Source organism: Pseudomonas hamedanensis, from assembly GCF_014268595.2.
In the GTDB taxonomy this organism is placed as follows: domain Bacteria; phylum Pseudomonadota; class Gammaproteobacteria; order Pseudomonadales; family Pseudomonadaceae; genus Aquipseudomonas; species Aquipseudomonas hamedanensis.
The window spans coordinates 1,701,022-1,721,851 of record NZ_CP077091.1; the positions used below are offsets into that span (position 1 = coordinate 1,701,022).

The following is a 20,830-nucleotide window of genomic DNA, read 5'->3' on the forward strand; positions in this document are numbered from 1 at the left end:
GTGCCAGGAATTTTTTTCATGACCGTGCAGCCGTTCATCAGTCCCGACCTGATCCGCCAGCGCTTCTCCCGAGCGATGTCCGACATGTACCGCGAAGAGGTGCCGCTGTATGGCGCGCTGATGGCGCTGGTCGAGCAGACCAACCGTGACGTGCTTGAACGCCAGCCCCACTTGGCCGAACACTTGCGCAGCACGGGCGAAATCGAGCGGCTGGACATGGAGCGCCACGGCGCTATCCGCGTTGGCACGGCAAGCGAACTGGCTACCCTCGCCCGCCTGTTCGCAGTGATGGGCATGCAGCCCGTGGGCTATTACGACCTGACCCCGGCGGGTGTGCCGGTGCATTCCACAGCGTTTCGTGCGGTGCATGAAGCGGCGCTGCGGATCAGCCCTTTTCGGGTCTTTACCTCGTTGCTGCGCCTGGAACTGATTGAAGATCCTGAAGTGCGTGAATTCGCCGAATCGGTGTTGGCCCGACGGTCGATTTTTACCGAAGGGGCATTACGGCTGATTACCCAGGCGGAAACGACGGGCGGCCTGAATGAAGCTGAAACCGCAGAATTCGTCTTACAGGCACTGGAGACTTTTCGCTGGCACCACAGCGCCACGGTCACGGCCACGCAGTATCAGACCCTCAGCGCCCAGCATCGCTTGATTGCCGATGTCGTCGCGTTCAAAGGCCCGCATATCAATCACCTGACACCGCGCACCCTGGACATTGACATCGTTCAGACGCAGATGCCGGCCCATGGCATTACTCCAAAAGCGGTGATCGAAGGCCCGCCGCGGCGCAACTGCCCGATCCTGCTGCGCCAGACCAGTTTCAAAGCGCTGGACGAGCCGATCGCTTTTACTGATCAGAACCAGACTCACGGTAGCCACAGCGCACGTTTCGGCGAGATCGAACAACGCGGAGCGGCGCTGACGCCCAAGGGCCGAGCGCTGTATGACCGCTTGCTGAATGCCGCTCGCGAAGAACTCGGCGACTTTCCCAACGAAGCCAACGCCGCACGCTACAACGCGCTGATGACTCAGCACTTTGCCGAATTTCCTGACAGTCTCGACGGCATGCGCGAACAGGGACTGGCGTATTTTCGTTATTTCGCCACCGAAAAGGGGCTGGCCGCTGCGGGACTCGGAGAAACATCACTGCAAGATTTACTGCGCGGCGGCTACGTGAAAGCCGAGCCATTGGTGTACGAAGATTTCCTTCCGGTCAGTGCGGCGGGGATTTTTCAGTCGAACCTGGGCGGTGCCGCGCAGGCGCACTATGGCGAGCATTCCAATCGCCAGGCTTTTGAACAGGCGCTGGGGCGTTCGACCATAGATGAGCTGGAGTTGTATGCCGAAACGCAACAGCGTTCGGTCGAGCAGTGCGCCGAAGCGCTACGGATTAATCTGACCTGAACTCCCACAGGTTTCGGGGCTGAACGCAAATTCGGGGGCCACCACACATCCCCCTGTAGGAGTGAGCCTGCTCGCGATACGGTGTGTCAGTCGCCAACAATCTGCCTGAACAGCCGCCTTCGCGAGCAGGCTCACTCCTACAGGTTTTGCGGATGAACGCAAATTCGGAGCAAACCACACATTCCTTTGTAGGAGTGAGCCTGCTCGCGATAGCGGTTTACCAGCCGCCAACGATTTGCCTCAACAGCCGCCTTCGCGAGCAGGCAGGCTCACTCCTACAGGTTTTGCGGATGAACGCAAATTCGGGCCAAACCACACATCCCTTTGTAGGAGTGAGCCTGCTCGCGATAGCGGTGTGTCAGTCGTCAATGATCCGCCTGCACCGACACCTTCGCGAGCAGGCTCACTCCTACAGGTTTTTACGGTGAACCCGGGCTTCCGGGCAACCTGTATTCCCTGTGGGAGCGAGCCTGCTCGCGAAGCAAACACCTCGGTTCCGGCCAATGCCCAACTGCGAAAGAAGTTGCGCAGTGGTCGTAATATATCGGGGGTAAAGGCTCTGGCACACACGGTGCTTTTACGACACCGGTTTGCAGCGTTGAATGCTTCCCGCTTGCCCGGTCAACCCTACAAATTAAGCTTCACCTAAGCTTCCCCCGCTAGCATCCCGGCCCATGAACCCTGTCGTCTTGAGCCGTAGATGAGTCCCTCCGACATGAAAGCCTTTGATCAACCCACCCAGCCGCAACCCAACTTCAGCCTCGTCCTGGTCAATTACAAAACCGCGGACATCACCCGCATGTGCCTGGAGTTACTACGCGAACACGTGCAGGCGCAGCGCATTCCGGTGTGGGTGGTGGACAACGATTCGGCGGATGACAGCCTCGATTACTTGCGTTCGCTGGACTGGATCAACCTGATCGAGCGTCCCTCGCCGGGCAAGGAAGCGGGTCATATTGCCCATGGCAAGGCGCTGGATCTGGCATTGGAGAACGTCGAGACCGATTACTTGTTTCTGCTGCACACCGACACGTTTGTGTATGACATGGAAGTGTTCGCAATGATGATGCGCGAATGTACGAAAACTGCAGACATGGCGGCCGTTGGTTGTGTCGAGCAACTTGATCGTGGATGGCTGCGTGATACGTGGCGTTTAACTTCGCGATTCTGCAAGCACCATGTTCGACGGGTAAAACTGCAATGGGGCCTGCGTTCCAAACAACCACGACCTTATAAAGAAACTCATTTGAAAAGTTTCTGCACGTTGTGGAATGCGCGTTTGATGAAATCGCAAGGTCTGCACTTTTGCATGGACGATCGGGTGCCGGGCTATACCTTGCAGGATCGAATGGTCGATTTGGGCTACGGCATCAAATTTCTCTCGCCACGAAAAATTTTTCGCTACCTGGATCACATCCAGGCCGGCACCGTCGCGGCGGCGGGTACCTACGGCAAGGATCACCGCCGTACAAAGATGTATCAGGCGACCCTCAAGCGGGTACAGGGACAGCAGGGCAAGTCCGGCATGCACGCGTCGATTTGATATCCAGTAACAAAAAAGGGCGACTTTCGAGTCGCCCTTTTTGTTCTCAAATTTTGTATACATCTGCCGCCAAGGAGGTGTTCGCCCAGTGTAATGGCCTGGCAATCCATGCACCGGTAAAGAGCCCTGACACTGGGCGAACGGCATGGATTTTAATGGATATTGGCCAATATGTCGCATGCCCGAACATGAAATTTATGAACTGAAAAGTTAACAACTGTGTTCGTCGATATTTACCGGGAAACTTCTGACAGATACTTTTATATGATTATTCTCATACATAACGTTGTACAAGAACAATCATATTGTAGAGCTAATGCTCAACTATCATGCTGACTGGTCACTTTCAGGATATCGGTGTAAGTGACAATGACGCTCTGCCCTACTTTCAAATCTTTCAGCCTGGCTTGGATTTCAGGCTGCTTTACGTCGAGCGTCTTCGATTGTCCGGACGGATTTTCGAGGGTGACTTGATGAGTCTTCAAATCAATTTTGCTGATTTTAAGTTGCACCTGAACCTGACGGTAAGCCTCGCCACCGGGGTTGTCGCTACCCGGTGCCTTGCGCAGTTCGCCGGTGCGCTCGGTGGTGCCCGGCAGACCTTTATCCACGTCGGTGTCCAGATACGCAGCGACGGAACGCTGGACCTCGATCTTGACCAGATCGCCCACCTTGAGATTGCCCAGGTTTTTCGCCTTGTCGGAGAGCTGAACGTGAACCTGGCGGCCTTCTGGCCCTTCAAGCACCACCTGATGCTTGGCCGGGTCGACAGCAAGCACTTTGGTGGTAACGGCATCGGCTTCAATGGTGGCCGACAGCGGAATGTCGGCTGCCCAGACGCCGAAGCTGGCGGTAGAAAGGAGCGTTGCGAGGGTGATGGCCTTGGCCAGTGCGTCGAGCTTCATAAGCATTACTTTCCCTGTGATGAAAATGGCAGCGCCCGCCGCCGAATCGATTTCAGCGGCGGGCGTGCCAGTGAGCATAGACGCTCTTCAGGGCTTGACTTGGGTTTGTGGCCCGCGGGTGTGTGGCGACGCAGTCTCCTGGGCGGTGGATTCACCACTCGGTGTGCCCTTGCCGCCGCTCTGGCGCTGCTTGGGATCGGTCGGCCGCAAGGCGTCATTGTCGCGTTCGGTTTCGCCGGCCGGGCGAGGTTCGTCGGGGTTGTCGTTCGGGCTCACGGTTTTGCTCATGGGGATGGTCCTCAGGCTTCGGGGTCGTCCAGTTCACGGGCGACGTTGACCTCGGGTGAATGCTTGTGCAGATCATCGGCTTTGGCGCGTAACAGTTGCCATTGCTCAAGGTCGATGGCGCCTTGGCCAAGCAGGTCGTCGGCGATGCGTTGCAGGTCGAGATAGTGCGCGTCGGGGGAGTCCTGCCAGTAGGCTTGATCGTCGAACAGCCGTTGCCAGGTGTTGAGGTCTGGGGGTTGCAGGTCGTCGCTCATGGCTGGGTCCGGAAATGGGTGGTTTGCGGGTAGAGCCTTTTGTGGGAGGGAGAGTTCCGGGCGGTTGAGTAAGCGGTGGAGCAACTGGCGTCTTCGCGAGCAGGCTCGCTCCGACAGGGAAGCGGCGTCAGCCGTTAATAACCGGTCATTTCCAGATAGCCTTGGCCGGGGTGGCTGCCGCTGATTTTTACCGGGCCCTCCCAGTACGGAATGCGCAGATTCATCCAGGCGTTGCGGTTGAGTGCATCGACGCTGATGGTGAAGTGTTTGTCGGGAATGTCGATCGTCCACTTCACCGGCATCGGGCGACCGGCGACCTTGGCGGTGTCTTGCGGGGTGAGCGTAATTTGCTCGCTGCGCAGGGTTTCGATCTGCCCGTCGGCAGCGATCCAGGTGCCGGTGAGATACGGCGCACCGTCCTTCTGGCGCATGCGATACAGCATCACGTGTTCGCCGCTGTCCAGGTGCAGGGAAAACCAGTCCCAGCCAGTCTGGTTGGCGGTCAGCGGCTGGCTGCTCCATTCGCGGTCGAGCCACGCCGGGCCGCTGACGGTGTAGGTCTGGCCGTCAATTTGCAGTGTGCCGTTGGCGTGGAAGAACGGCTGACTGTAGTAATACGAGGCCTGACCCTCTTCGGATTTCTGACTGAAGCCCTTGTCGCCCTGCAGCACCAGCGGTCGGCTGGAGGTGAGGCGCAGTTGATAGTTGAAGGCCTTGTCACGCGCGCTGAGCTGCATCTCGCTCAACGGGTCCGGCGCTTGGCTGGCAAACCGCCAATCGTCGATCCACGCTTCGAACGGCGCCAGTTGCACCCCGGCCTGCCCTACGCCACCACGGGCGTACCGTTCGGCGGCGTGATGCACCGCGCCGGAGGTGATCGCCGCGTGTCCCAGCCAGACGGTCTGACTGCCCCACCCGGTTTGCTCCGCTCCCGGTTTGAGCGCGCTGCGAAACAGCGTCCATTGCACACCGAAATCGTGGCCCTGCTGATCTTTGAGGTTGGCGGTGACGTACCACCATTCGATGCGAAAACCATCATGCGCGCCGTGATCGGCGGGGAAACTGAACACCCGACCGGGCACCACCGGGGTGAAGGATTGCGCCTGATCGCCCATACCGGCGAAGCCTTTCTGCTCGGGTGCCGGTTGATCGCAGCCGCCCAGCAACAGCGCGATTATCAGCGCGACGCGCTTAATCCTCATGGGCAAAGGTCCTCAGCAAGTCTGCCGGTTGCGTGCGGTACAACGAATACAGCGGCCATGCCGAAGCCAGCAAAGTGGCCAGCAAGGCCAGGCCCATCAGTTGCATAAGCTGCAACGGGAATACCCGCAACGGCAGACGCCAGCCAAACGCCTGCACGTTGATCACGGCATCCAGGCACCACGCCAGGGCGATCCCCAAGGGCAGCGCCAATACCAGCGTCAACACCGCCAGCAACCAGGTCTGGCCAAGGTTGAGCAGCATCAACTGCTTGCGCGTTACGCCCAACGCCCACAGGGGTGCGAGTTGGCCGAGGCGGCTCTGGCTCTGCGTCAGCAAACTGATGAACAGTGCGACCCCTGCCACCGCGAGGGTCAGGCTGTTCAGCGCCGCCGTGGCCGCAAAGGTGCGTTCGAAAACCTGCACCGACCAGCCCTTGAGTTGCGCCTGATCGACGATGCGGCTGTCATCGAGTTCAAAGCGTGCCTGCAAGGCCTTCAGCAACGTTGGAATATTCGACGGATCGATACGCAGATTGAAGCGATTCGGCGTCAGCTGCGGCCAGCCGCGCAGCAGGTGATGGCTGCTGATCAGCACATGCCCCTTGGGATTGCCGTAATCGGCGTAGATGCCGACGATGCGCGGCGACCATGTGCCGTTGGGCGTGGGAATCGTCAGATGCTCGCCCGCGCGCAATTGCAGGCGCCGGGCCAGTTGCTCGCTGAGCATCACCGCATCATCCGTCGCCAGTTTCCCCCAGGGATCGCCGCCACTGCTGTCGAGCAGCGGCCAGTGCTGGCGATAGTGCGGATGATCAATGATGCCGTAGACATCCGCCGGCCAGCCTTGCAGCGTCACCGAGACTTGCCAGTTGGGCAGCACCGCCTGCACGTTCGGTTGCTGCTGCAACCAGCTGTGCATTTCGCGGGCCTGCGCCGGGTTGGCGGGATTGATGTACAACTCGGCGCTCAAGCGTTGTTCGAGCCAGTCGTTGAAAGTCTGGCGGAAACCGGCGGTCATGCTGCCCGCGCCGATGTTGGCGGCGAGTGCCAACAGCAGCGCCATCAAGGCCAGACTCAGGGCCGGCAATTGCTGGCGGCAGTCGGCAAGAAACCATTGCCCCAGCACCGAGCGACTGCGCCCGAGCAAAGGGTTCAGCAGCGCACTGAGCAGCACCGGCAGGGCCAGCGCGGCGCCGAGCAACAGCCCCGCCATCAGGACGAAACCGCTGCTCAGGCTGTCACCCCAGATCAGCGCCAGCAACGCAACGGCCAACAACACCGCGGCCAGCCAACCCTGCCGGCGCAACCAGCGCGCGTATTGCTGATGCCACGCCTGCGGATCGGCCACCGCCAGTAACGGCAGACGCGCCGCCCGCAGCAGGCTGTTGGCCCCGGCCAGCAACGCGCCGAGCAGGCTCAATCCGATGCCGCTGAACCACCACCAGGGGCTCAACCGCAACTGCCCCGCCACCTCTGCGCCGTAAAGACCGCGCAGGCTGGCGGCGACATCCGGGAGCAAGACGCTGGCCAGCCAATAGCCGCTGATCACACCGAACAGCCCGCCAATCAGCGCCAGCATTCCCAACTCGATGGTCAGGCAGCCGATCAGCATCCGCGCACTGACGCCGCAGGCGCGCAAGGTCCGCAGCAAGCCCCGGCGCTGCTCCAGCGCAAGGCCGATGGCCGCGTGGACAATGAATAAGCCGACCACGAAGGAGAGAAATCCCAAGGCATCCAGATTGAGGTGAAAACTCTCGGTCAACCGCGCCAGATTGTTTTCCTCGCCGCTGCTTTTGAGTTGCAACTGAGCGCCAAGGTGCGCCGGCAATTCACCGTGAAAATCCTTGGGCAGCAACAACCGTGAGAGTTGCCCCGGTTGTTCGAGCAGCGCCTGCGCCATGCCGATGTCGACCAGCAACAGGCCCGGCGCCATGTCTTTTTGTGCCAGCAATGGAGGCAGGTTCTGGCCGCTTGCGGTTGGCGGCGTATCGCCCTCGCGCAAACCGAGCATCTGCAAGGTCTCGGGGGAAATCCAGGTACTGCCCGGCGGCGTGAAGAATTCGACGACTCGCTCGATCGGCATCGCCTGCCCGGCCACAGCCGAATCCGCCGGCAGCGACACCGGTTCAATGCCCATCAACTGCAGACGCTGGTCTTCGTGACCCTTGAGCTGCAAGCGGCCCTGCAATACTGGCGACACCGGCCAGCCTTGCCGGCGCAGTTCGATGAACCAGCGCTGGGGGAACAGCGCACCGTTCGGCGTAGTGAGACTGGCCTGAGGTTCGCCGCCGATCATCTGGCTGGCCCGTGCATAGCTGTCGCGCGCCTGACTGTTCAAGGCCTCGACGCCGGTCAACAGGCTGGTCGCCAGCCACAATCCGGTCAGCACACTGAAAAATTGCACCGGATGGCGCCGCCAGTGGCTCAGCAGCGCGCGAAGTGTCTGGCGCAGCACTCTCACGCCAGCCGCCCGTTGGTCAATACCAGCCGTTGCGCCAAGCGGGCCGCGACACGTTGACTGTGAGTGACCATCAGCAAGGTCGTCGGCGTGTCGTCGAGCAGTTCGAGCAACAAGCGCAGCACTTCATCACTGGTCGCTTCATCGAGGCTGCCGGTCGGTTCATCGGCCAGCAGCAATTTCGGCTGCGACGCCAGCGCCCGGCCCAGCGCGACCCGTTGCTGCTGGCCGCCGGAAAGTTGTTCAGGATAGCGCTTGAGCAAATCCGTCAGCCCCAGGCGCTGCACCAGATGCGCCTGCCAGCGCGGCTCGTGACGCCCGGCCAGACGCGCCTGAAACGCCAGATTATCCTCAACGCGCAGACTGCCGATCAGGTTGAACTGCTGAAACACCAGGCCGATTTCCGTGCGCCGCCAGTTCGCCAGTTGCGCTTCGTTCATTTCTTCAAGCCGATGCTCGCCGCTGCGAATGCTGCCGCGGTCGACCTTGTCCAGACCCGCAATCAGATGCAACAAAGTGCTTTTGCCACTGCCCGATTCCCCCATCAGCGCCAGGCTGCTGCCGGCTTGCAGGGTCAGGTCGACACCTTGCAGCACGGGCAACGGCCCCTGCGGCGTGGCATAGCTTTTGAAAACGTTGCGAACCTCAAGCATGAGCAAACCCGATCAATGGACCTGGCCCTAGGATAGCGGCCCTGAATGGTTTTTGTCCGCTGACGTTCAACGCCGTCCATGCACGCTGCTCTACCCTGCGAGGTGTCCGAGCCATAACGATAACAACCGGAGACACCATGCCCCGTTTCAGTTTGAGCCCTCGCGGCCTGTTGACCTGCCTGATCACCGCCAGCCTGAGCCAGGCGGTATTCGCCAGCGACGGGCCGGTTACGCCCAGCACACAAACCGCCACCCTCAACGCCGCCGTTCTGCAAACCCTGCCCTTCAGCGACCGCACCGATTTCGAGTCGGTCAGCAAAGGCCTGATCGCCCCGTTCAAAGGCCAGATCAAGGATGCCGCCGGCAAGGTTATCTGGAACACCCACGCCTACGATTTTCTCGCCAGCGACAAGGCGCCGGCATCGGTCAACCCGAGCCTGTGGCGACTGGCGCAACTCAACGCCCACGCCGGTTTGTTCGAAGTCAGCCCGAAGCTGTATCAGGTGCGCGGCCTCGATCTGGCCAACATGACCATCATCGAGGGTGACGACGGGTTGATCATCATCGACCCGCTGACCATGGCCGAAACGGCCAGGGCTGCGCTGGATCTGTACTACGCCAACCGCCCGCACAAACCGGTGGTCGCGGTGATTTACAGCCATACCCATGTTGACCATTTTGGTGGGGTGCGCGGAGTCATCGACGAAGCGGACGTCAAGGCCGGCAAGGTCAAGGTGTACGCACCGGTCGGTTTCATGGAACACGTAATGAGCGAGAACGTCATGGCCGGCAACGCCATGAGTCGCCGCGCGCAATATCAGTTCGGCAGCCTGTTGCCGCGCAGCGAAAAGGGTCAGGTCGACGCCGGTCTGGGCAAGAGCGCGCCCAGCGGTGGCACGGTCACGCTTATTCCGCCCACCGATCTGATCGCCGAGCCGCTGGAAACACGCACCATCGCCGGCCTGCAAGTCGAATTTCAACTGACCCCGGGCACCGAAGCGCCGGCGGAAATGAATCTGTATCTGCCAGAACTGAAAGCCCTGTGCATGGCTGAAAACGCCACGCAGATGATGCACAACATTCTCACCCCGCGTGGCGCGCAAGTACGCGATGCCAAGGCCTGGTCGCAATACCTGGACGCCAGCCTGGTGCGTTACGGCGACAAGGCCGACGTGCTGTTCGCCCAGCACAACTGGCCGACCTGGGGCGGCGAGCGGATTCGTACTTTGCTCGCTGATCAGCGCGACATGTACGCGTTCATCAACGACCGCACCTTGCACCTGCTCAACCAGGGCCTGACGCCGCTGGAAATTGCCGACACGATCAAGAAGCTGCCGGGCGCGCTCGACCAGAAGTGGTACACCCGCGGCTACTACGGCTCGCTGAGTTTCAACACCCGCGCGGTGTATCAGCGCTACATGGGTTTCTATGACGGCAACCCGGCCAACCTCAACCCGCTGCCGCCCGCGGACACGGCCAAACGCACCGTCGAGGCCATGGGCGGCGGCGCCGCAGTGCTGGAGAAAATGCGCACTGCCATCGCCAGCGCGGATTATCGCTGGGCCGCGCAACTGGGCAACCAACTGCTGTTTGCCGAGCCGGACAATGCTGACGCGCGCAAGGCCCAGGCCGAGGCGCTGGAGCAAATGGGTTATCAGAGCGAGAACGCCACCTGGCGCAACATGTACCTGACCGGCGCCATGGAACTGCGCAACGGTGTGCCGCCGCAATCGGCCAACACCGTGTCGGTGGACATGGTCCGGGCCATGAGCCCCGAGATGTTCTTCGATTACCTGGCGGTGCGCCTGGACAGCGACAAAGCCGTCGCCCATGACCTGACCCTGAACTGGACATTCGAAGACGTGCAAAAGGATTTCAACCTGACCCTGCGCAACGGCGTGCTGACGCACCGGGCCGGGCTGAATCCGAAGGCCGAGGCCGGTGTCAGCCTGAGCCGCGATACGCTGGAAAAGATCAGCCTCAAGCAGCTGGATTTCCCGACGGCGATGCAAAAGGGTCTGGTCAAATTGCAGGGCAACGGCCAGAAGTTTGCGCTGTTGATGGGCAGCCTCGATACGTTCGGGCCGCAATTCAATATCGTCACGCCTTGAGCCGCGCCCCTTGCCGAAAGGCGGGGGCAGCCGCCCTTACACGGGATGCAGGCGGAACTGCTTCGGGGTGATCCCGAACTGCTTGCGAAATGCGCGAATAAAGTTGCTCGGCTGACGGTAGCCAAGCCGTTCGGCAATCCGTTCGATCGGTTGATCGCCCGCCGTCAGCCAGTGTCGCGCCAGCGTCAGGCTGTCGTGGCGCGGGGGTTCAGCGCCGGCGGCGTGCCAATGGCGCAGCATGCTCTGGTGCACAAACGGGTTGGCGCCGATCAACACCGCATCGAGGCTTGCACGATGCAACGTCAGGCACAGGTGCGAACCCTGTTCGATGGCAATTCCCGCCTCGCGCAGCCAGGCCCCGGCCGCCTGCGCCGGGCCCAGGGCAACGCGGCTGAACACCTGCGCCGGCTCCTTGCCCAGCCGGGCGGCGATGTTGCGCACCAAGGCGATCGTCGCCGCATCTTGCGCAAAATGATGAATCGGCCCCCGCAACGGGCGCAGGTTCAGACGGGCGAAGTCGGCAGACTCCTGCAGATCGACCACGACGTAATTGATCACCCTTGGCAGACACCTGATCAAGCAGTCGAGGCTGGCGCGCAAGTTCACCGCTGAGTCGAGCAGAATGTTCAGGCCTTGTAGGCTGTCGGTCGTCATCCCGCTCACCAGTTCACAACCAAAAGTCCGTTTCGCCCCTGCCAATTCGCACGCGTGCCACAGGCGCTCGACCGCCTCTGCGGCGATGGTCTGTGACTGATCAGCGAGCCTCGAAGGGCAGATTGCGGCCCGTGCCAGCAACGTCTGCGGGCATAAACCGGACTGCCGGGCATGGCTGACAATCGTGCGGGTAAAGGCACTGGAAGCGAAGAGAGGATGGGACATGGCGGCGGTCATCGACAGACAGGCGTGTACTTATGCCAGCCGACGTGCTATCGATCCAATGCATTAAAAGTATCCGCAAAATGCAGGAGACGCATGATGGACCTTCGCCAGCTCAGGCACTTGGTCGCCCTCGCCGACTGCCGCAACTTTGGCCGCGCCGCCGAAGCGAGCAACCTCAGCCAGCCGGCCTTCAGCCGCAGCATTCAAACTCTGGAGCGCGACCTCGACTGTGTGCTGGTCGAACGCAGCAGCCGCGAATTTCGCCTCACCGGACAAGGCGAACTGGTGTTGCAACATGCGCGGCGCCTGCTGGCCGGCAGTCAGGCCCTGCACAACGAACTGACGCAATACAACGGCCTCACCGGCGGCGAACTGCAATTTGGCTGCGGCCCCTATCCCGCGCAGGTGCTGGTGCCGGAAGCGCTGGCGGCCTTCATTCAGGCGCACCCGGCGATTCACACGCGCTTTCATCAGGGCGACTGGCAGCAATTGTCATTGTGGTTGCGTGAGCAGCAGATCGAATTTTTTGTGGCGGATGCGCGTCACTTCGTCAACGATCCGCAGTATCAAGTGCACTTACTGCGCACGCGACCGGGACGCTTTTTCTGCCGCGCCGGCCACCCGCTCACCGCGCAGACGGACCTGCCGTTGCGCGCCCTGCTCGATTACCCGATTGTCGGCACGCGCATCCCGCCGATGATCCGCAAAGTCCTCGCCGATATCCTCGGTGAGGCGGACTTCAATCCCAGCGTCGAATGCGCGCAGTTCGATGCGATCCAGCGCGTGGTGCTGCGCTCCGATGCGGTGGGTCTGGCAACGCTGGAAGCCCTGCGCGAACAGCTCGATCAGGGATTGATCGCGCTGCTCGAATTCGTCGACATCCCCCACGACGACCCAGCCTTGCAACTGGGTTACGGCATCGTCAACCGGGCCGGCTATTCCCTGACGCCAGCGGCGCGGGCAATGATCGAGGCGATCCTGACGGTGGACCAACGCCTGCTCGCCGCCAACTGCTGACTTTATGACTCGTGCTGACATGACCGACCTCTCGCCACCACCCGCCAATGCCTTTTACGCACCGACCTTACTGCCGGCCATCGAAGAGTTGCTCGCACGAGGCATTGCGCAGGGCAGCATTGAAGCGCAACTGCATCGCAGCCTGTTCGATTTGCGCACGCCGTTCATGCGCATTCCGCTGGTGCAGTCGCGGCGGTTCTGGGCTTTTGCGGTGGAATACAGCGCCGACCCGCTGGTGGGGCTGGCGGCCGGCCAGCGCTTCGTTTCCACGGCCACCAACGGATTGACGTATCTGTTCGATGTCGCTGTGTCGCTGGACCGTGCCTGCGCTTTTTTTGTGGAGTTTTTTCCGTTCTTCAACGGCCATTTCACTGCGCAGGTCGTGCGCGATGACGGCGGTGTCGCGTTGCGTCTGCTTGAGGTCGGCACGCTTCGTGCGCCCGCTGCGCTCATCGATTACATCCTGGTCAGCCTGTGCAACCTGCTGCGCCGCAAATTGCTGGCCAGCGGTCTTGGCCGTGATCCGGTGTTGGGTGTGGCGCTGGTGTCGGCCGGCAGTGCGGAACATGAGCGGGTTTTTCGCACCCCCGTGTCCGGCGGACAAGTGCACCCGACGATTCATCTCGATCCGCAGCTGTTCACGGTGCCACTGACGCCGGGCAATCAGGCGCTGGAAACAACCCTGGTCGACCTGCTGGAACAGACCCGGCGTCACAGTGAAGCGACATTGCTGGAGCAGCTCAGCGATTATCTGATCGCCGACCTGGCTACCGCTGACTGGAAACAATTCTGCACCACCCGGCACTTGCTCGAACGCACCGCCGCCCGGCGTTTGAAGGCATTGGGCTGGACGTTCACCGAACTGCTTGATGACTACCGACGCTACCGCGCCGAAGATCTGTTGCAAGCCGGGGCGCTGGAGCTGGTCGAGGTGGCGGATCGGCTGGGCTACAGCGATGTGCAGAGTTTCAATCGCGCGTGTTCGCGTTGGTTGGGGTGTGCGCCGGGGGTGTATCGAACCCGCTTTTGCAAGGGTTGAGATTTTTGCCGCCGGTGCAGGCGCCTTCGCGAGCAGGCTCGCTCCCACAGGGACTGCGGTTGTCCACAAATTTTTGTGTCAGCAGCGGACAATGTGGGAGCTGGCTTGCCAGCGAAGAGGCCAGTCGCCTCAACGCAGAACCTTACTGACCAACCGCCACACTCGCCGGCGCCCGCGGCGGCGTGACAATGCTGCCCAGATCAATATGTTTCCACTCGGCCCTGGCGCCCAGCCGCGCATTGAACCGGTAGTTGAAGGTGAATTCATCCGCCGTCGGCACGCTCAGCGGTTTGCCGTACACCGCCTCGATATTCGCCAGGTCGTAGCCCATCAACTGCAGCAGCGTCGGGAAAATGTTGTAGTGGCTGGAGCGGTTCTTGTTCGCCGCCAGATGCGCCGACCAGTCCGGCGCCTGTAACCCGCGGCCCTGAATCACCACCAGCGGCACCAGCCCTTCCTCCTCCACCGGATCGCCACCGCAATGGGTGTTGAGGCCAGGGTTGCCGCGCTCATGCAGATCCTGGCCGTGGTCGGAGGTGTAGATCAGCAGCGCATTGTCCAGCGTGCCCTCGGCAAACACCCGGGCGAAGAACTCGCCGACATTCCACAGCAGCGTGTTTTTGTAGGCGTTGCGATACAGCACCCAGTCGTCCGGCTGACCGTTGAAACCGGTGCGTTCGCCGGTGTCGGCGACTTCGCTGAACTGCCCGCGTGGCAGCGTCGGCCGATAGGCCATGAAGGCGTCCGGGTATTTGTCATGCACCGGAAAATGCGCACCGACCTTGTTGATCACCACCAGCTCGGGACGGTCGTCCTTGAGCAACGCGATCAGCTTGGCAGCAGCCGCCATGTCGCGGTCGCGCACGCGGGTCTGGTCGAATTGCACGAACTCATCGATGTCGTTTTTTTCGCTCTGGGTCATCAGGTTCTGCAGGTTGCCCCCGGTGCGCTGGGCGTCGATGTACACCGTGCGCAAACCGGCCTTTTTCGCGTACTGCCAGATCGACGGCAGCGTGCTGTTGATGCGCCTGTAGTCGGCGCGGGTGCCGCCGTAGCGCAAGGTGACATTGGTGTCGGCGCTGCAATTGGCAATGGACGCCGCGTATCCATAGTTGAAGATTTCGACGCCGGCCGGCGCTTGCTTGAGGTTGCTGTGCACGCCGAACGGCGCGTTGATGTCCAGGTAATTGCCAGAGACGCTTTCGTCGATGATCAGCACGATGTCGTGGCCGACGGCTGGCGCGGTCCGCGCGAGCGTCACCGGTTCCCGGGGGCCGACCGTGTTATGCAGCGCCTCGTAGGCGAACAGGTTCAGATAGGCCAGCGGCGTGTACATGACCGGCAGCCCGCGCGCGCCTTCGCCCGCGCGTAGAAACAGCAACCCGCTGAGCGCCAACACAGCGACAACGGGCGCCGCGACCCGCAACACGTTGGGGAGGGCCAGCGCTCGCCGCGGCTTGAGCCCGATGCCAAACAGCAACAGCAAGCCATTGAGCACGGCGTGCAGGATCGCGCCCCGGTACTGGTACGCCGCTTCCTGGATAAAACCACCGGAATAGACCAGCGAGACAAAATCGCTGTACCTCAGGTAATCCGCGGTGACCCGTGTATAAACATCAAAGAAAACCGCCGAGGCAAACAGGGTTAATGCGAATGCATGTCGAACGAGCGCCTGTCGTATATAGGCAGTCAGGTAGAGCGCGCCGATAAGCGCCAAAAACATCGCGCCAAAAAAAAGCACATTAAAACTCCACCCGATAGCATTTAACCGATCCATGTAATAGTCGGAATAAAGCAACAGATAGATAACTAAAAGCAGTTCCTTGGCATATCTGAACATGTCGATACCGGCGGTGCGAAAAGGCGGGAAGCCAAAGGTTTGTCAGTCAGAAGCTGACACTAGCACCCGGCCATTAAATCGCAAGAATTGACTGATAGCCGGATAAACCGTCAAAAAAACCATGACTCAAAAATGACACACCCGCCGCGCTGAAAGCCTTCAATTACGCGGCTTTCGACCGTTTGTCGCTTAGATGAAATCTGAACAAATCTGCAAAAAAACAACAAACTCAATCGCAGCAATGACTTGATAGCCAATCGCCAAAAAACGCTTAAGTGTTATACCGGTGCAACATGTCATTTTGCTGACATGCTTTTCAAACCCTGCGCTATACCCCTTTAACAATCTCATTCCGCAGTTAACTTTTCTGGCTTTATTGAGGTGCGCAGATGGACGTGAGCGTATTTGGCACAGGCTATGTCGGACTTATACAAGCCGCCGCACTTGCCGATGTCGGCCATCGGGTTTTATGCATTGATATTGATCCGAACAAAATCAAACAACTGCAACAAGCAGTGCCGCCTATCAGTGAGCCGGGGCTGTCGGCAACGCTTGAAGAAAACATCAAGGCCGGACGCCTGTTGTTCAGTACCCAGGCCAGCGATGCAGTCGCCCACGCCGAGCTGATTTTCATCGCCGTCGGCACCCCGGCGGACGAAGATGGCTCTGCCGACCTCAGCCATGTGCTCAACGTGGCCCGGCAGATTGCCGGCCTGATGGAGGCCGATCGCACGCTGATCATCAAATCCACCGTGCCGGTGGGTACTGCCGACCAAGTCCTGGCCGCCGCCAACAGCGAATTGCTGCAACGCGGCAAAACCGGGCTGCAGGTGCGCGTCGTCTCGAACCCGGAATTTCTCAAGGAAGGCAGCGCCCTTGCCGACTGCATGCGCCCGGACCGGATCATTATCGGTACCCGTGACGATGAAGCCCGCGAGCAGCTGAGCGAGCTGTACGCGCCGTTCTGCCGCAACCGCGAAAAACTGATGTTCATGGACAACCGCAGCGCCGAGCTGACCAAGTACGCCGCCAACGCGATGCTCGCCACCCGCATCAGCTTCATGAACGAGCTGGCCAACCTCACCGAACTGCTGGGCGCCGACATCGAAGCGGTGCGCAAAGGCATCGGCTCCGACCCGCGCATCGGCTATCACTTCATCTATCCGGGCTGTGGCTTCGGTGGCTCGTGCTTTCCCAAGGATCTGCGCGCGCTGCTGCACACCGCCGAACACAACGGCATGCCGCTGAAACTGCTGCGCAGCGTCACCGACGTCAATGACCGTCAGCGGCACATTCTCTTCAGCAAGCTGCAAGCGCAGTTCCCGCAAGGCCTGGCCGGCAAATCCATCGCGGTCTGGGGCCTGGCCTTCAAACCCAACACCGATGACATGCGCGAAGCCCCCAGCCGGTATCTGATGGATGCGTTGTGGGCCGAAGGTGCCAGCGTGCAAGCCTACGATCCGGAAGCGATGTCCGAATGCCGGCGCCTCTATGGCTATCGCAACGACTTGCATCTGTGCGCGACCCGCGATGACACCCTCGAAGATGCCGACGCGCTGGTGATCTGCACCGAATGGAAGAACTTTCGCGTGGTGGATTTCGCACTGCTCGCCGAGAAGCTCCGTTCCAAGGTGATCATCGACGGTCGCAACCTCTACAACCCGGAACAAGTGGCGGCCGCCGGTCTGCACTACAGCGGCATCGGCCTGCGTCACATCGCTCCAGAAGGAGTGCGGCCATGAAGATTCTGGTGACCGGTGCAGCCGGTTTTATTGGCGCCCATTGCGTCCTGCGCTTGCTACGCGACGGGCATTCAGTGGTCGGCCTGGATAATTTCAACCACTACTACGACCCGCAGCTCAAGCACGACCGGGTGCAATGGGTGCGCGAACAGGTGGGCGACTTCCAGCTCGCCACGGTTGATCTCGCCCACGCTACAGCCATCGACGCACTGTTTGCCCGCGAACAACCACAAGTGGTGATCCATCTGGCCGCGCAGGCCGGGGTGCGTTATTCGCTGGACAATCCACGGGCGTATCTGGACAGCAACCTCAACGGTTTTCTGAACATCCTAGAGAGCTGCCGGCATCACCCGGTCGAACACCTGATCTACGCCTCGTCGAGTTCGGTGTACGGCGCCAACCAACACACGCCCTACTCGGTAAAGGATGGCGTCAACCATCCGCTGTCGCTGTACGCCGCGACCAAGAAAGCCAATGAGCTGATGGCGCACAGCTACAGCTATCTTTTCGGCATTCCCTGCACCGGCCTGCGCTTCTTCACCGTTTACGGGCCATGGGGCCGGCCCGACATGTCGCCAATCCAGTTCGCCCGGGCGATCAGCGAAGGCGAGCCGCTGAAGCTGTTCAATTACGGCGAGCACCAGCGCGATTTCACCTACATCGACGACATCATCGAAAGCATCGCGCGCCTCATCGATCAGCCACCGCAAGCCAATCCGCAATGGGATCGCGAGCAGCCCGACCCGGCCAGCAGCATGGCGCCGTGGCGCCTGTTCAACATTGGCGGACAGCAGCCGGTCGCGCTGAAAACCTACCTCGCGCTGATGGAAAAACATCTCGCTCAGAAAGCCATTGTCGAGCTGCTGCCGCTGCAACCGGGCGACGTGCTCAACACCTGCGCCGAGGCCAGCGACCTGGCCCAGGCCACCGGATTCCAGCCCCGGATTGAACTGGATGAGGGGCTGGGTCGTTTCATCGCCTGGTTCCGCGACTACTACCCCACTGCCCGCGCGCCGCTTGCGGCTGAATGAATGCGGAGGACGCCATGACTGGACATGAGAAAGGTGTACCGATCCAAGAGATGCGCCGCGACAAGCGAGTCGACCCCGAACATCGCATGCGCCTCGACGCAGCGATTCATCGCCAGGGTCGCGGCTGGTTAAGCGGCCGCGATGGCGGCCGCCCATGGCAACTGTCGCGGACCAATCGGGTGGTGGCCTGCCTCGGCGCGCTGGTGATTCTGCTGCTGTCCTCGCCGCTGCTGCTGGGCCTGGCATTGATCATCAAGCACACCAGCCCGGGCCCCGTGCTGTTCGTGCAGAAACGCACCGGCTATCGCGGCCGCAAGTTCGGCATGTTCAAGTTCCGCACCATGGTCTGCAACGCCGAAGAACTCAAGGAATCGCTGCGCCACCTGAATAAACACGGGGCGGACGCCATCGATTTCAAGATCGACAAGGACCCGCGCATCACCGGCATCGGCCATTTTCTACGGCGCACCAGCCTCGATGAGCTGCCCAACCTGATCAACGTGGTGACCGGTGACATGCGTCTGGTCGGCCCTCGCCCGACCTCGTTCAACGCCTACCGCTACAAGGACAATCACCTCGCGCGTCTGGCGATCTACCCCGGCATGACAGGCCTGTGGCAGATCTCCGGGCGCAGCAACATCGACTTCGACCAGCGCGTTGAGTTGGACCTCAGCTACATCGCCGAGCAGAGCCTTCTGCTTGATCTGAAGATTCTGTTGAAAACCCCCTTCAAAGTATTCAGCGGCCACGGAGCAAGCTAATGGACGGTTCAACCAATAACAGCCTGAGCATCGCCAGCCCCAGCGAATCGAACCTGACCTCGACCGTGCTGGACCTCGATCTGCGGATCCTGTTCCTGACCGCTGCCAATCCCGGCGCGGGCACCACCACCAGCGCCCTGGCCCTGGCCAGTCAACTGGCACAAATGAGCAGCGGCCAGGTGCTGCTGGTCGACGCCAGCCAGTCGGCCAACAACCTCACCCAGCAGATGAACCTTGGCAAGGAGCGCGGCCTGCGCGACCTGTTGTTCAACCCGGACAACCCGCCGCTGTTGCAGGACTGCGTGGTGCAGGTGTCGAGCCTGCCCTTCCACGTGCTGCCCAACGGCCGGCCGATCCGCACCCTGGAGCACCTGACTGCCGAACGCCTGAGCCCGTTGCTCGACCAATTGGGCAGCCGCTACCGCTTCGTGGTGATCGACGGCGACGCGGTGTACTCCGCCGCCGACACGCTGGTCATCAGCACTCAGGTCGACGGCGTGGTGTTTGTCGTGCGCGCCGAAGATACCCGCTGGGAAGTCGCCCAGGCCGCCGTGCAACGCCTGACTCAGGCCGGCGCAAAAGTGGTCGGCAGCGTGTTCAACCGGCGCAAGTACTACATGCCCAAATGGCTTTACAAAAACCTGTAAGCAAACGCAAAGGATGACGCCATGAACGCCAGAATGCTTGTCCTGCTGTTGCTGCCGCTTGCAGGCTGCTCCAGCACTTCCGAGACCCGCAACATGCCGGTGAATATCCTCACCGCCGCACCGGCCAACGCCCAGGCGACTGACATGCCGAAGGTCGAACAGACCCTGCGCCCGAAAGACGTGCTGGATGTGATTTTCCATATCAGCACCAGCGGCTCGGACGCTTACCGCGTGCAGTCGGGCGACCAGATCGGCCTGAATTTCACCGCCGCCAGCCAGCTCAATGGCACGCAACTGGTGCTGCCCGACGGCACCATCGAACTGCCGGGTGCCAACACCTCAGTGAAAATCGCCGGCCTGACCAGCGAAGAGGCCCGTCAGGAAATCCAGCGCGCCTATCAGCGCAAGCAGCTGTTCCAGCCCAATCGCAATCAGCTCTCGGTGCAGATCCTCAGCCCGCTGAGCAACGAGCAGAACCTCAAAAGCGCGTTGAACCACCCGGCCACCGGCATGAGCCGCGAAATCACTGTCGGCACCGACGGCTACGCGAGTTTTCCGGAAATCGGCGCCGTGCCGCTGCAAGGCATGACCGTCAATCAACTGGAAACCTTCCTCAATCAGCGATACGCGCAACTGCCGGGACGGATGACCGTGGACGTGCTGCTCAAGTCCACCGCCGGCAACGAGATCTACGTGCTCGGCGAAGTCGCTCAACCAGGCTCGTACCCGATCCGCCGGCCAGTGTCGGTGCTTGAGGCGCTGACGCTGGCGCGCGGCACCAACGTCAAGGCGCGCCTCGATTCGGTGGTGATCATGCGGCGCAACGGCAATCAGGTGCAGGCAATGAACTACGACGTCGAAAAAGCCTTGTCTGGCGAGGCGCCACAGATCGCCTATCTGCAGCCGGACGACATGCTCTACGTACCAAAAACCAAACTTGCCAGCGCCGGCGAACTCGCCCGGCAACTGGCCGATGTGGTGCTGTTCCAGGGCGTCGGTTTCAGCTTCGGCTACCGCGTCGACAACAAAGGCAGTGACAACTGACTCTCAGGT

Annotated in this window: 18 protein-coding genes; 10 read left to right on the top strand and 8 right to left on the bottom strand. The window is 61.0% G+C overall.

Features of this window, described 5'->3' with window-relative positions:
* Positions 1–18 precede the first annotated feature (18 nt).
* Both hglS and HU739_RS07275 read left to right on the top strand, forming a co-directional pair.
* Positions 19–1,407 (top strand): 2-oxoadipate dioxygenase/decarboxylase HglS, encoded by a 1,389-nt coding sequence (hglS, locus tag HU739_RS07270; RefSeq protein ID WP_186551967.1) that lies wholly within the window; start codon positions 19–21, stop codon positions 1,405–1,407.
* Positions 1,408–2,122: 715 nt separating this feature from the next.
* On the top strand, positions 2,123–2,950 hold the full coding sequence (locus tag HU739_RS07275; RefSeq protein WP_186551994.1) for a glycosyltransferase family 2 protein: 828 nt from the start codon (positions 2,123–2,125) through the stop codon (positions 2,948–2,950).
* A gap of 320 nt (positions 2,951–3,270) precedes the next feature.
* Here HU739_RS07275 and HU739_RS07280 read toward each other — a convergent pair whose 3' ends face one another.
* From HU739_RS07280 to HU739_RS07305, 6 genes are all read right to left on the bottom strand, one after another.
* Positions 3,271–3,855: a hypothetical protein gene (locus HU739_RS07280; protein ID WP_186551995.1), complete on the bottom strand. Its 585-nt coding sequence runs from the start codon at positions 3,853–3,855 to the stop codon at positions 3,271–3,273.
* Between the two features lie 87 nt (positions 3,856–3,942).
* Positions 3,943–4,143, bottom strand: coding sequence for a hypothetical protein (locus tag HU739_RS07285; protein WP_186551968.1), 201 nt, complete (start codon positions 4,141–4,143; stop codon positions 3,943–3,945).
* 11 nt (positions 4,144–4,154) lie between these two features.
* Positions 4,155–4,397: a hypothetical protein gene (locus HU739_RS07290; RefSeq protein WP_186551969.1), complete on the bottom strand. Its 243-nt coding sequence runs from the start codon at positions 4,395–4,397 to the stop codon at positions 4,155–4,157.
* Between the two features lie 134 nt (positions 4,398–4,531).
* Positions 4,532–5,599 (bottom strand): lipocalin-like domain-containing protein, encoded by a 1,068-nt coding sequence (locus tag HU739_RS07295; protein WP_186551970.1) that lies wholly within the window; start codon positions 5,597–5,599, stop codon positions 4,532–4,534.
* Entirely contained in the window at positions 5,589–8,060 is a 2,472-nt protein-coding gene (locus HU739_RS07300; protein WP_186551971.1) for an ABC transporter permease, read from the bottom strand. Before HU739_RS07300 ends, HU739_RS07295 begins: the two co-directional genes overlap by 11 nt.
* Entirely contained in the window at positions 8,057–8,710 is a 654-nt protein-coding gene (locus HU739_RS07305; protein ID WP_186551972.1) for an ABC transporter ATP-binding protein, read from the bottom strand. Before HU739_RS07305 ends, HU739_RS07300 begins: the two co-directional genes overlap by 4 nt.
* 137 nt (positions 8,711–8,847) lie before the next feature.
* Here HU739_RS07305 and HU739_RS07310 point away from each other — a divergent pair, with 137 nt between their 5' ends.
* Complete coding sequence (locus HU739_RS07310) at positions 8,848–10,821, top strand: alkyl/aryl-sulfatase (RefSeq protein ID WP_186551973.1); 1,974 nt, start codon at positions 8,848–8,850, stop codon at positions 10,819–10,821.
* Positions 10,822–10,857: 36 nt separating this feature from the next.
* Here HU739_RS07310 and HU739_RS07315 read toward each other — a convergent pair whose 3' ends face one another.
* Positions 10,858–11,700: a helix-turn-helix domain-containing protein gene (locus HU739_RS07315; RefSeq protein ID WP_186551974.1), complete on the bottom strand. Its 843-nt coding sequence runs from the start codon at positions 11,698–11,700 to the stop codon at positions 10,858–10,860.
* Between the two features lie 93 nt (positions 11,701–11,793).
* Here HU739_RS07315 and HU739_RS07320 point away from each other — a divergent pair, with 93 nt between their 5' ends.
* A complete protein-coding gene (locus HU739_RS07320) occupies positions 11,794–12,717 on the top strand; it encodes a LysR family transcriptional regulator (RefSeq protein WP_225922814.1) in 924 nt (307 codons plus the stop codon).
* A 4-nt stretch (positions 12,718–12,721) separates the two neighbouring features.
* The gene (locus HU739_RS07325) at positions 12,722–13,756 is read left to right on the top strand and encodes an AraC family transcriptional regulator (RefSeq protein WP_186551976.1); all 1,035 of its coding nucleotides are present in this window, start codon (positions 12,722–12,724) and stop codon (positions 13,754–13,756) included.
* Positions 13,757–13,898: 142 nt separating this feature from the next.
* Here HU739_RS07325 and HU739_RS07330 read toward each other — a convergent pair whose 3' ends face one another.
* Entirely contained in the window at positions 13,899–15,596 is a 1,698-nt protein-coding gene (locus HU739_RS07330; protein WP_186551977.1) for a sulfatase-like hydrolase/transferase, read from the bottom strand.
* A 389-nt stretch (positions 15,597–15,985) separates the two neighbouring features.
* Here HU739_RS07330 and HU739_RS07335 point away from each other — a divergent pair, with 389 nt between their 5' ends.
* Genes HU739_RS07335 through HU739_RS07355 form a run of 5 tightly spaced genes read left to right on the top strand, consistent with a single transcriptional unit; the run spans position 15,986 to position 20,821 of the window.
* Positions 15,986–17,338: a UDP-glucose dehydrogenase family protein gene (locus HU739_RS07335; protein WP_186551978.1), complete on the top strand. Its 1,353-nt coding sequence runs from the start codon at positions 15,986–15,988 to the stop codon at positions 17,336–17,338.
* Complete coding sequence (locus HU739_RS07340) at positions 17,335–18,369, top strand: NAD-dependent epimerase (protein ID WP_186551979.1); 1,035 nt, start codon at positions 17,335–17,337, stop codon at positions 18,367–18,369. The genes HU739_RS07335 and HU739_RS07340 overlap by 4 nt, the downstream gene beginning before the upstream one ends.
* 14 nt (positions 18,370–18,383) lie before the next feature.
* Positions 18,384–19,130: a sugar transferase gene (locus HU739_RS07345; RefSeq protein WP_186551980.1), complete on the top strand. Its 747-nt coding sequence runs from the start codon at positions 18,384–18,386 to the stop codon at positions 19,128–19,130.
* Positions 19,130–19,777 carry a CpsD/CapB family tyrosine-protein kinase gene (locus HU739_RS07350; RefSeq protein ID WP_186551981.1) on the top strand — a complete coding sequence of 216 codons (648 nt, stop codon included), beginning with the start codon at positions 19,130–19,132 and terminating at the stop codon, positions 19,775–19,777. The genes HU739_RS07345 and HU739_RS07350 overlap by 1 nt, the downstream gene beginning before the upstream one ends.
* Positions 19,778–19,798: 21 nt before the next feature.
* Positions 19,799–20,821 (top strand): polysaccharide biosynthesis/export family protein, encoded by a 1,023-nt coding sequence (locus HU739_RS07355; RefSeq protein ID WP_186551982.1) that lies wholly within the window; start codon positions 19,799–19,801, stop codon positions 20,819–20,821.
* Positions 20,822–20,830: the final 9 nt, after the last annotated feature.

What these genes read in the sequence shown, in the direction of transcription:
- HU739_RS07355 (WP_186551982.1), top strand. Translation starts at nt 19,799, where the DNA reads ATGAACGCCAGAATGCTTGTCCTGCTGTTGCTGCCGCTTGCAGGCTGC.
- HU739_RS07340 (WP_186551979.1), top strand. Translation starts at nt 17,335, where the DNA reads ATGAAGATTCTGGTGACCGGTGCAGCCGGTTTTATTGGCGCCCATTGC.
- HU739_RS07345 (WP_186551980.1), top strand. Translation starts at nt 18,384, where the DNA reads ATGACTGGACATGAGAAAGGTGTACCGATCCAAGAGATGCGCCGCGAC.
- HU739_RS07330 (WP_186551977.1), bottom strand. Translation starts at nt 15,596, where the DNA reads ATGTTCAGATATGCCAAGGAACTGCTTTTAGTTATCTATCTGTTGCTT.
- HU739_RS07285 (WP_186551968.1), bottom strand. Translation starts at nt 4,143, where the DNA reads ATGAGCAAAACCGTGAGCCCGAACGACAACCCCGACGAACCTCGCCCG.
- HU739_RS07335 (WP_186551978.1), top strand. Translation starts at nt 15,986, where the DNA reads ATGGACGTGAGCGTATTTGGCACAGGCTATGTCGGACTTATACAAGCC.
- HU739_RS07315 (WP_186551974.1), bottom strand. Translation starts at nt 11,700, where the DNA reads ATGTCCCATCCTCTCTTCGCTTCCAGTGCCTTTACCCGCACGATTGTC.
- HU739_RS07280 (WP_186551995.1), bottom strand. Translation starts at nt 3,855, where the DNA reads ATGAAGCTCGACGCACTGGCCAAGGCCATCACCCTCGCAACGCTCCTT.
- HU739_RS07325 (WP_186551976.1), top strand. Translation starts at nt 12,722, where the DNA reads ATGACTCGTGCTGACATGACCGACCTCTCGCCACCACCCGCCAATGCC.
- HU739_RS07320 (WP_225922814.1), top strand. Translation starts at nt 11,794, where the DNA reads ATGATGGACCTTCGCCAGCTCAGGCACTTGGTCGCCCTCGCCGACTGC.
- hglS (WP_186551967.1), top strand. Translation starts at nt 19, where the DNA reads ATGACCGTGCAGCCGTTCATCAGTCCCGACCTGATCCGCCAGCGCTTC.
- HU739_RS07290 (WP_186551969.1), bottom strand. Translation starts at nt 4,397, where the DNA reads ATGAGCGACGACCTGCAACCCCCAGACCTCAACACCTGGCAACGGCTG.
- HU739_RS07305 (WP_186551972.1), bottom strand. Translation starts at nt 8,710, where the DNA reads ATGCTTGAGGTTCGCAACGTTTTCAAAAGCTATGCCACGCCGCAGGGG.
- HU739_RS07295 (WP_186551970.1), bottom strand. Translation starts at nt 5,599, where the DNA reads ATGAGGATTAAGCGCGTCGCGCTGATAATCGCGCTGTTGCTGGGCGGC.
- HU739_RS07275 (WP_186551994.1), top strand. Translation starts at nt 2,123, where the DNA reads ATGAAAGCCTTTGATCAACCCACCCAGCCGCAACCCAACTTCAGCCTC.
- HU739_RS07350 (WP_186551981.1), top strand. Translation starts at nt 19,130, where the DNA reads ATGGACGGTTCAACCAATAACAGCCTGAGCATCGCCAGCCCCAGCGAA.
- HU739_RS07310 (WP_186551973.1), top strand. Translation starts at nt 8,848, where the DNA reads ATGCCCCGTTTCAGTTTGAGCCCTCGCGGCCTGTTGACCTGCCTGATC.